Raw genomic sequence first — 8,831 nt, forward strand, 5'->3', positions numbered from 1 at the left:
CCGGGCGGTGGATCGGCGCGCAGCGCCGAGACGGAAGAGGGGTGTTGGACGGAGTGCTGTCGGTGCCAAGCTGGAACACCCCTCATCCGTCGCCTTCGGCGACACCTTCTCCCACAAGGGGAGAAGGGAGAGCCGCGCCACGCCGCCCCACTCACCCGTTCGCCGCGCGGCTGTCCTCAGGCGCCTCGGCCCTTTCGGTCAGGCCATAGTCGCGCACGACGTGGGCGATGCGCAGACGGTAGTCGGCAAAGATGCCGCCGCGGCCGGCCTTCTGCGCCTGCCTATGTTCCTCCGTGTTGCGCCAGGCTTTCACCGCTTCCTCGTCACGCCAGAACGACAGCGACAGAATGCGGCTCGGGTCGACAAGGCTCTGGAAGCGCTCGATCGACAGGAAGCCGTCGATGCCTTCGAGCAGTGGACGCAGGTCGGCGGCGAGGCCGAGATAGGCGTCGCGCTTGCCCGCTGCCGGCTCGACTTCGAAGATGACGGCGATCACAGTTTCACCAGAGATGCGTGCGGCCCGGATGCGAGTTTCAGAAAAGTCCGATCCTCTTTCAGGATGAATTTTTCACGCCGGGCGAACTCGTAATTGGCCTTGCCGGCCGGGTCGGCGGCGAGCCTGATGCGGTAGGCTTCGTAAGCCGCCAGGCTGTCGATGTTGTAGGCGGCATAGGCTGTCGTGGCCGAGCCCTCATGCGGCGCGAAATAGCCGATCAGATCGGCGCCGCAGCGCGGGATCGCCTGGCCCCAGTTGCGGGCATACTCCTCGAACGCCGCCTTGCCGAACGGGTCGATCTCGTAGCGGATGAAGCAGGTGATGGTCATCTTTTGTCTCCTTGCTGAATCTGTTTTGTTGCGGCGACAGTTCGAGCGGTGTCGAAACGTTCTGTGGTTCTATGTGCTAGGCAATTTTCCATGCTGATCACGCTTGCCAGAAGGATTTCGCGCATTCGCGGCGAACGTCTTGTGGTGTCAGGCCAAGATCGCGCAAAAGGTGCTCGTCAATCTCGGCGAGGTCGAGGCGTTGCAGATGGCGGTCATACCACCGCGCCAGCAGCCGCAGATGCACCCGGCGCAAGATCATGAACGGAGACGGCCGACAGCCGAGGCGGCTGACAGGCACGGTGGGGGGAACGGTTCTTGCGGTCATCGTCGTCTCCTTGATCTCGGCGCAGGATAGTGGTTATCCGACGTCAATGCTTCGATAAAGGACGAACTATGCGTGAAGGACCAGACATAGCCCGCATCGCCAGCCTGGTCGGCGATCCGGCGCGGGCAAACATGCTGACCGCGCTGATGGGTGGCACGGCGCTGACAGCGAGCGAACTGGCGCTCGAGGCCGGCGTGTCGCTGCCGACCGCCAGCTCGCATCTGTCGAAACTGATGGAGGGCGGGCTGCTGACGCTGGCAAGCCAGGGGCGGCATCGCTACTACGGGCTCGCCGGACCGCAGGTGGCTGGCATGATCGAGGCGATCACCGGCGTCGCCGCTGCGGTCGGGCCGCAGCGGGTGCGGCCGGGTCCGCGTGATGCGGCGATGCGCGTGGCGCGGGTCTGCTACGACCACCTCGCCGGCGAGCAGGCCGTGGCGATGCTCGACCGTCTTGTCGCTCGACAAGTGCTCCTGCGCGACGACAAGGAGATCCGGCTCGGGCCTTCGGCCGCCTCGCATTTCGCCGCGATCGGCATCGATGTCGTGAGCAAGGCGCGGCGGCCGGTGTGCCGGGCCTGCCTCGACTGGAGCGTGCGGCGCTCGCATCTGGCCGGCACGCTGGGCGCTGCCATCCTCGATAAGATCCTTTTGGAAAAATGGGCGCGGCGCGAGCAAAACAGCCGCGCGGTAATCTTCTCGCCGATGGGCAAGCAGGCGTTCGAGAGGGTGTTTCTCGACTGAGAAACTGATCAGCCTCGCTTGAGCGGCTTGCCCTGCTTGAAAAAATCCACCCAGGGATCGGCTTTCGCCAACTGTTTCAGCGTCGTCTTGTCGCCGATCGGAAATGCGTTCGGCGCCAACCCGGCCTCGACCTCGGCCCAAATCGCCGGCATCGATACCGTGGCGCCCTTTTTGGCGCGCGACGAATAGGGCGCCACCGTGGTCGAGCCGCGGCCGTTGCGCAGATAGTCGACGAAGATCTTGCCGGTGCGCGCCTTCTTCGACAGCGTCGCCGTATACCGATCAGGGGCGGCCTGCTCGAGGGCGCGGGCGAAATCATGGGCGAAGTCCTTCGCCTCGTCCCAGTCCGCCGACGGTTTCAGCGGCACCACGACATGGTAGCCCTTGCCGCCCGAGGTCTTGACGAAATTCGGCAATGACAGCGCATCGAGCCGGCCGTGAATTTCGTGCGCCGCCGCGCGCACCGCTTTCATGTCGACTTCTTCGTCGGGATCGAGATCGAAGATGATCTGGTCCGGCTTGTCCAGTTCGTCGATGGTGCAGCCCCAGATATGGATCTCGACCACGCCGAGTTGGACCAAGGCAGCGACACCGTCGAAATCACGGATGAACAATATCTCCTCGCCGTCAGTCGGATCCTTCATCCTGGCGATTTTTTCGTGCATGCCCGCGGAGGCATGCTTCTGAAAAAAGCGTTGGCCGTCGACGCCGTCCGGCGCGCGCACCAGGCTGAGCGGCCGATTGACGACGAATTGGTGCATGCGCGGCCAGACCAAAGCGTAATGATCGAGCAGGCCCTGTTTCGATACCTTCTCCTGCGGCCACAGAAGCTTGTCCGGATGAGAAAGTTTTATGACGGTGTCTGCCGCCCCCGTGGATTTGACAGCGGCGGATATCTCGCCCTTGCCCCCAGCAGGCTTTGCCTTGGTATCGGCAGGCTTTGCCTTGCTGTCGGCCCTGCTAGCGGGTGCTTTCGGCTTTTCCTGCACGACTTCCTCCGCCGGTTTGTCCTCGCGCAATCCCTGGAACGAGCGTGGCCCATTGTACGGTCGACGTCCAGCTACGGAAAGTGAGGCAAAGCCGGTTGTCCGGCGTTGCCTCGATCGACAGTCTACTCGGCGGCCTGAAGGTTGACCTTGGCTTCCGCAATCTCGGTGAGCTTGCGGTCGGTCGCCTGCTCTTCCTTGATGTTGTTGGCCAGGACATTGGCGCAGTCGGTGCGGCCAAGCTGCTTGGCCCAAGCGATCAACGTGCCGTAACGGGTTATCTCGTAGTGCTCGACCGCCTGCGCGGATGCGATCAGGGCGGCGTCGAGAACGTCCTTGTCGTCGATGTCGCCGCTGACTTCATCGGCTTCCTCGAGAATGCCGTCGATGGCCGGACAGTTGACCGTCTTGGCCTTCACGCCATGCAGTTCGAACACCTTCTCGACCCGCTCGATATGACCTTTGGTCTGGCCGAGATGCTTCTCCAGGCCGGCTTTCAGCTGCGGATCGGTCGCCTTGTCGATCATCTTCGGCAGCGACTTCTCGATCTGTTTCTCGGCGTAATAGATGTCGCGCAGCGTGTGGACGAAGAGGTCGTCCAGCGTCTTGATGTCTTTCGAAAAGAAACCCATGGCTTTGCCTTTCCATTGTTCTTGCTGTGTTGGGGGTTCCGGCGGCGGTTCCGCTCGGAAGCCGCTGGGCCAGGATTGGTCCCGGCTCTCAGCGTCAACGTGCTTCTATCGGACGGGTTCCTGGCTTTCCCCGAGCAAGCACGGAAATTTCGCGGCACCGGCCAAAGTTGAAACACAAGCGCGTCGGAGCGACATCCAAACGAAACATATGTGATGCAAAAGTCACACTAGCTGGAATGCCGACGAACTGCATGGAAAGACCCCGAATCAGCCGCATTCCAGCCACGAACCAAGGCCTTTTTGACCAAAGATTAACATCGTGTTCACCGAGTATTCACGCCTCGACGCTATGATCCCACGCAATTCGGAAGGGACATCCGAAATCGGGACAGGGACAGGGAAAATGAACTTCTTGACGCACCTCATCGGCTACGCTGCTGCCATCCGCGAATTCGTCGCGCCGACCTACCGGCCGGAGCGCTATTACATGCGCGGCCCAGGCCCCGCTTGCGCACGCCGCGGCCACACGCTCGGCATCAGCGCGCACTGATGACGACCATGGAAAGCCGTCACGATAGCCGGATATGCAGGCCGGCCGTCGATCATCGTGCGACCACCTATCGCACGGAACGTCCTGGGCTCGCCGACAAGCGGCGTGCGACAACGCCAAGGGTCTGAGTTTCCAGAATTTTGAGATTCTGGGGCTTCGAGAATCTGGGCTTCGAAATTCTGGGGCTTTGATCTCGCCGCCGGCAAGCTAAGTGCCGTTTGACACCAGGCAGCCGGGACTCGCGTGACCGCCCAGTAGCTGCAAGATCCCATCCGCCGAGTTGGCCTCCGAAAATCTAGAGCGGGATTGCGGTCGTCTCCTTGGCGGTTCGAATCACAAACATGGTGTAATACCGCGCCACATTCGTCCGATCGCAGAACAGCCGCTCGCACAAAGTGTCGAACTCGTCCATATCCATCAGGCGCAGCATAAGGACAGCGTCGGTCGAGCCGCTCACGCTGTAGGCCTGGATCACCACCGGTTCCATGGCGGCAAGCTCGAGGAAGCGGCGCATGTGCTGCTCGCCGTGGCGCTCCAGCTCGACCGTGACGATAGCCTTCATCCCCCTGCCGGCCTTGGCCGGATCAAGAAGCGCGACAACGCGGTCGATGACACCGACTGACTTGAGCCGCCGTATGCGGCGCAAGCAGCTGGAGGGCGAAAGCCCGACCTCCGCCGCCAGGTCGGCATTGGTGCGCGAAGCGTCTTCTTGCAACAGCTTGAGAAGCTTCCTGTCGATCCGGTCCATTGCGGTCCTCCGTCGTCGTCTGCCTGCAATTTTATTGCACAAGTCCGCAAATTTTGACCACAAATGCGAACCGTCTCACGGTAGTCATTTGGCGTCAATCACGGAGACATCGCCATGGCAGTGCAGGCCGCCCTCTATCGAAGGACGCTGGAAACGCTTGAAATCTATTGGGAATTGGTTCGCATTATCGTTCCGGTCACGATAGCCACACAGATCCTGCAGGATCTTGGTGTCATCCGGGCGATCTCTCCGTTCTTCACGCCTCTCATGACGCTGGTTGGACTGCCGCCCGAGCTCGCTCTTGCCTGGCTGACAGGATTGCTGGTGGGATTTGGGGCGCGGTGGTGACCGTGTTCACCCTGGCCCCGGTTTCGACGTTGAGCACTGCCGACATGACCGTTCTTTCAACCCTTTTGCTATTTGCGCATGCCATTCCGATTGAACAACGCATCATTCAGAAGGTTGGGCCAAGCTTCGTGGTCACTGCAGCGCTTCGCATTGGCGGCGGATTGATCCTTGCCGTGCTCCTGCACCAGATATTCGCAGCAACCGGATGGCTATCCGAGCCGCTGAAGCCGGCGTGGATACCGATGAGCGAAGGCGCTGATTGGAGCAGTTTTTTTCCAGGCATGCTCAAAACCCTGGCAACCATGCTCGTCATTCTCCTCGCACTAAGCTGGCTGATCGAGCTACTCAATATGTCGGGCATCCTGCGTTGGCTGAACAAGGCGCTTGCGCCGCTCTTTCGCCTTGCCGGCATCCAATCACAAGCGGTGCCGTCCACTGCGGTCGGTCTGTTTCTTGGAATTTCCTATGGCGCGGGACTGCTGATCCGCGAGGCGCGCACGACCAGCGTAGAGCCGCGCCAGATCTTCCTCGCTTGCGTGTTCATGGGCTTTGCCCACAGTCTCATAGAGGACACACTGGTTGTCATCGCGCTGGGTGCAGACTTCACCAGTGTGTTTTTCGTTCGCCTGATCTTTGCCGTGCTCGCAACCGCGTTGATCGCGCGGGCAATCAGTTCGGCTTCCGAAATTCTGTTTTTCAAAGCATTCTTCCGCAAGGAAGAACGTCGGCTTGCTCAGTCGGAATCCGGTTTTGGCGGCTAACGAAACGATGGAGCGTCTTCCGCCCGCTTATGTGGCTGTGCCCGGCACTCGACATCCGACAACGCCCTGGAGGACGAGGTCCCGCACCCGCTTGCCGACCGTCCGCTACCGCGGCTGGTACTAACCTTCGCACGGCTCCAGCACCGTCGTGTCGCCTGCCGCCTTGCCCAGTTCGCGGCAGCCCTGAACCGTGCACAGCGTCCAGCCTTCACCGGTCGCGCCGGAGGCCGCGAGCACAAGGCGCCGCTGCGGCGCCATCTTGGGTTTATAGACCCACCAACCGTCCCGCAGCACCGAGCCTTCCGGCGGTTCCATGCCGGCGCCCGAGCCCTTGATCCGTGCCTCGGCGATCTCCAAGCCGGAAGGCGTCACCTTCCAGTCCTCCTGCCAATGCGTCTTTTCCACCGAATGCGTCCAGGCGAGCGTGAAGGCGGCCACCGTGAGCGTCACCGTCTTGCCGGCTGCGAGGATACAGAGGCTCATGCGGTGCCGGTGGCCTGCCGCGCACGCCAGCAGTGCCAGCCGATCCAGGCGACAGAGAGTGCCCACCCGGCTTCGTCGGTGACAGGCAGTGCGGCAACCAGCAGCACGCCGGCGGCGAAGGCGACGAGACGCTCCCACCAGGCCATGCGCCGGGCCAGGAACCCGACGGCGGCTGCGCCCCACAGGGCAATGCCCATGCAGGCCTTGGCGACGATATAGGCGACCTCGACGGGATAACCGAACTGGGCGGCGATCGGACCGGGGTCCTGCAGCATCAGCGCCGGGGTGTAGACCGCCATGAACGGCACGACGAAGCCGGCGACGGCAAGCTTGGTGGCCTGGATGCCGATCTTGAGCCCGCTCTCCTTGGCCATCGGCGCGGCCGCGAAGGCGGCCAGCGCCACCGGCGGAGTGAGGTCGGCCATGATGCCGAAATAGAAGACGAACATATGGCTGACCACCAGAGGCACGTCGAGTGACAGCAATGCCGGCCCGGCCAGCGACGAGGTGATGATGTAGTTGGGGATCGTCGGTATGCCCATGCCGAGCACCAGGCAGGTGAGCATGGTCAGCACCAGCGACAGGAACAGATTGTTCTCGCCGATGGATATAATCCAGCCGATGAAGGTGGAGGCGATGCCGGTGAGCGTCAAGGTGCCGATGACGACGCCGACGATGGCGCAGGCGATGCCGACCGGCAACGCGTTCTTTGCGCCCTCGGCCAGCGAATCTATGCATATCTGCAGCGTCTCGCGTCCGCCCCTGAAGGTGACGCATGCGACGACGAGCCCAGCGATGACAAAACTCAGGATGTCGACGCCGAACCTCATGAAGGAGGCGGCGGCAAGCCCGAGCGCCACCCAAAAGACGATGCGGAAGGCAAGCGGCCCGATCAAAGCCGCCAGCGGCGTGCCGAGGATGAGCACGATGGTCAGCGCCAGCCCCATGGTGCCGGCGAAGATCGGCGTATAGCCGGCAAACAGCAGATAGATGAGCGCGGCCAGCGGCAGCACCAGCGGCCAATGTCTGCTCACCGCGTGCCACGGATTGGGCAGGTCCGCCTTGGCCATGCCCTGCAGGCCGGCCTTGCCGGCTTCCAGGTACACCTGCCAGAAGCAGGCGCCGAAATAGAGCAGCGCCGGGATGATCGCCGCCTTGACCACCTCGGCATACGGAATGTTCAGTGTCTCAGCCATGATGAAGGCGACCGCGCCCATCACCGGCGGCATGATTTGGCCGCCCATCGAAGAGGTCGCCTCGACCGCGCCGGCGAAAGCCGAACGGAACCCGAAGCGCTTCATCAGCGGGATGGTGAACTGGCCGCTGGCCACCACATTGGCGACGCCGGAGCCGGAAATGGTGCCCATCAGCGCCGACGACAGGACGCAGACCTGGGCCGGGCCGCCGCGCCACGTGCCGACCAGGCCAAGCGCGAAATCGTTGAACAGTGCGATCATGCCGGCGCGTTCGAGAAAGGCGGCGAACACGACGAAGATGAAGATATAGGCGGCCGAGACGTAGACCGGCGTGCCGTAGATGCCTTCGGTGCCGAAGGCGAAGGTGTCGATGAGCTGTGCGAAATCATAGCCGCGATGGATGAAGGGCGGCGGCAGGTGATTGCCGAAGGAAGCGTAGGCGAGAAAGATCAAGGCGATCAGGGCAAGCGGCAGCCCCATCAGCCGCCGCGCGGCCTCGAAGACCAGCACGACCAGCACCGTGCCGACGATCAGGTCCGGCGTGGTGAGGAAGCCGGAGCGCCGGATGAGATCGGCGTAGAACACCCAATTGTAGAGGCCGGTGCCAAAGCCGAGCAGGCCGAGCGTCCAGAACGCTGCTTTTGCCGGTGTGCTTGTGGCGCGCAGGTTGGCGATCAGGCCGAAGCCGAGCAGCAGCAAGAAGCCGACATGCATGGCGCGCACCACCTGGCTCGGCAGGCTGCCATAGGCGGCGATGTAGATCTGGAAGATGGAGAAGGCGATGGCGATGAGAAAGGCGGCCTTGCCGGCGATGCCGTCGCCGAAACCCGGCGGCAGGCCTTCGACCGGGGCTTCGGCGGTGGGGGAGAGAATGGTCTGGGTTTCGGGAGGGGCGTCGGTCATTGGCGGGTTCCTGGCGGGGCGCAATCCCTCCCCCTTGAGGGGAGGGTGGACAGCCGCCGAAGGCGCATGGACGGGTGGGGTCGTTGCGGCAGTGCGCGGCCTGANCCGNCCCCNCCCGCCTCGCTTCGCTCGGCACCCTCCCCTCAAGGGGGAGGGAGCGGCCCTATTTCACCAATCCCTTTTCCTTGTAATACCGCTCGGCACCGGGATGCAGCGGCACCGGCATGCCGTCGAGCGCCTTGGCCATGTCGATCGCCTTGGCGGCGGCGTGGGCAGCAGTGAGCTGTTCGAGATTTTCGAACAGCAGCTTGGTCATCTGATAGCCGGTCTC

The 8,831-nt window shown here is 62.8% G+C and carries 12 protein-coding genes and 1 pseudogene; 4 read left to right on the top strand and 9 right to left on the bottom strand.

The features are described from left to right. Positions 1-151 precede the first annotated feature (151 nt). The 3 genes from M727_RS0123720 to M727_RS0123730 all read right to left on the bottom strand — a co-directional run bounded on the left by M727_RS0123720 (position 152) and on the right by M727_RS0123730 (position 1,150). Entirely contained in the window at positions 152-496 is a 345-nt protein-coding gene (locus M727_RS0123720) for an antibiotic biosynthesis monooxygenase (protein WP_027154735.1), read from the bottom strand. Beyond that, the gene (locus M727_RS0123725) at positions 493-825 is read right to left on the bottom strand and encodes an NIPSNAP family protein (protein ID WP_027154736.1); all 333 of its coding nucleotides are present in this window, start codon (positions 823-825) and stop codon (positions 493-495) included. The genes M727_RS0123720 and M727_RS0123725 overlap by 4 nt, the downstream gene beginning before the upstream one ends. Before the next feature lie 97 nt (positions 826-922). After that, the gene (locus M727_RS0123730) at positions 923-1,150 is read right to left on the bottom strand and encodes a DUF1127 domain-containing protein (protein ID WP_027154737.1); all 228 of its coding nucleotides are present in this window, start codon (positions 1,148-1,150) and stop codon (positions 923-925) included. A gap of 68 nt (positions 1,151-1,218) precedes the next feature. Here M727_RS0123730 and M727_RS0123735 point away from each other — a divergent pair, with 68 nt between their 5' ends. Then, positions 1,219-1,893, top strand: a complete 675-nt coding sequence (locus tag M727_RS0123735; RefSeq protein ID WP_027154738.1) for a winged helix-turn-helix domain-containing protein — start codon at positions 1,219-1,221, stop codon at positions 1,891-1,893. Between the two features lie 8 nt (positions 1,894-1,901). Here M727_RS0123735 and ligD read toward each other — a convergent pair. Together ligD and M727_RS0123745 are read right to left on the bottom strand one after the other, a co-directional pair. Continuing rightward, positions 1,902-2,967 (bottom strand): annotated as a pseudogene (gene ligD / locus M727_RS0123740) (DNA ligase D); the annotation flags it as partial. Between the two features lie 37 nt (positions 2,968-3,004). Then, positions 3,005-3,511: a ferritin-like domain-containing protein gene (locus tag M727_RS0123745; RefSeq protein WP_027154740.1), complete on the bottom strand. Its 507-nt coding sequence runs from the start codon at positions 3,509-3,511 to the stop codon at positions 3,005-3,007. Positions 3,512-3,914: 403 nt separating this feature from the next. Here M727_RS0123745 and M727_RS40335 point away from each other — a divergent pair, with 403 nt between their 5' ends. Then, positions 3,915-4,061 (top strand): hypothetical protein, encoded by a 147-nt coding sequence (locus M727_RS40335; protein ID WP_023801394.1) that lies wholly within the window; start codon positions 3,915-3,917, stop codon positions 4,059-4,061. 295 nt (positions 4,062-4,356) lie between these two features. Here M727_RS40335 and M727_RS0123755 read toward each other — a convergent pair whose 3' ends face one another. Next, complete coding sequence (locus M727_RS0123755; RefSeq protein WP_027154741.1) at positions 4,357-4,809, bottom strand: Lrp/AsnC family transcriptional regulator; 453 nt, start codon at positions 4,807-4,809, stop codon at positions 4,357-4,359. 114 nt (positions 4,810-4,923) lie between these two features. Here M727_RS0123755 and M727_RS44030 point away from each other — a divergent pair, with 114 nt between their 5' ends. Both M727_RS44030 and M727_RS37160 read left to right on the top strand, forming a co-directional pair. Next, a complete protein-coding gene (locus tag M727_RS44030) occupies positions 4,924-5,157 on the top strand; it encodes a nucleoside recognition domain-containing protein (RefSeq protein WP_348627180.1) in 234 nt (77 codons plus the stop codon). Next, positions 5,154-5,918, top strand: a complete 765-nt coding sequence (locus M727_RS37160) for a nucleoside recognition domain-containing protein (protein WP_348627181.1) — start codon at positions 5,154-5,156, stop codon at positions 5,916-5,918. The genes M727_RS44030 and M727_RS37160 overlap by 4 nt, the downstream gene beginning before the upstream one ends. 120 nt (positions 5,919-6,038) lie before the next feature. Here the strand turns inward: M727_RS37160 and M727_RS0123765 are convergent, their stop codons facing one another. The 3 genes from M727_RS0123765 to M727_RS40340 form a co-directional block, all read right to left on the bottom strand. Further along, positions 6,039-6,401 (bottom strand): DUF1850 domain-containing protein, encoded by a 363-nt coding sequence (locus tag M727_RS0123765; RefSeq protein ID WP_027154742.1) that lies wholly within the window; start codon positions 6,399-6,401, stop codon positions 6,039-6,041. Then, positions 6,398-8,500 (bottom strand): TRAP transporter permease, encoded by a 2,103-nt coding sequence (locus M727_RS37165; RefSeq protein ID WP_036263134.1) that lies wholly within the window; start codon positions 8,498-8,500, stop codon positions 6,398-6,400. The genes M727_RS0123765 and M727_RS37165 overlap by 4 nt, the downstream gene beginning before the upstream one ends. Before the next feature lie 163 nt (positions 8,501-8,663). Beyond that, positions 8,664-8,831: TAXI family TRAP transporter solute-binding subunit (locus M727_RS40340; protein ID WP_245268890.1), on the bottom strand; the 168-nt coding region annotated here is incomplete at its 5' end.

It is taken from the genome of Mesorhizobium sp. WSM2561 (assembly GCF_000513915.1).
Taxonomy (GTDB): Bacteria; Pseudomonadota; Alphaproteobacteria; order Rhizobiales; family Rhizobiaceae; genus Mesorhizobium; species Mesorhizobium muleiense.

Coding starts and splice junctions, on each gene's coding strand:
- M727_RS0123730 (WP_027154737.1), bottom strand. CDS start 1,150: ATGACCGCAAGAACCGTTCCCCCCACCGTGCCTGTCAGCCGCCTCGGC.
- M727_RS0123765 (WP_027154742.1), bottom strand. CDS start 6,401: ATGAGCCTCTGTATCCTCGCAGCCGGCAAGACGGTGACGCTCACGGTG.
- M727_RS44030 (WP_348627180.1), top strand. CDS start 4,924: ATGGCAGTGCAGGCCGCCCTCTATCGAAGGACGCTGGAAACGCTTGAA.
- M727_RS0123745 (WP_027154740.1), bottom strand. CDS start 3,511: ATGGGTTTCTTTTCGAAAGACATCAAGACGCTGGACGACCTCTTCGTC.
- M727_RS40335 (WP_023801394.1), top strand. CDS start 3,915: ATGAACTTCTTGACGCACCTCATCGGCTACGCTGCTGCCATCCGCGAA.
- M727_RS0123755 (WP_027154741.1), bottom strand. CDS start 4,809: ATGGACCGGATCGACAGGAAGCTTCTCAAGCTGTTGCAAGAAGACGCT.
- M727_RS0123725 (WP_027154736.1), bottom strand. CDS start 825: ATGACCATCACCTGCTTCATCCGCTACGAGATCGACCCGTTCGGCAAG.
- M727_RS37165 (WP_036263134.1), bottom strand. CDS start 8,500: ATGACCGACGCCCCTCCCGAAACCCAGACCATTCTCTCCCCCACCGCC.
- M727_RS0123735 (WP_027154738.1), top strand. CDS start 1,219: ATGCGTGAAGGACCAGACATAGCCCGCATCGCCAGCCTGGTCGGCGAT.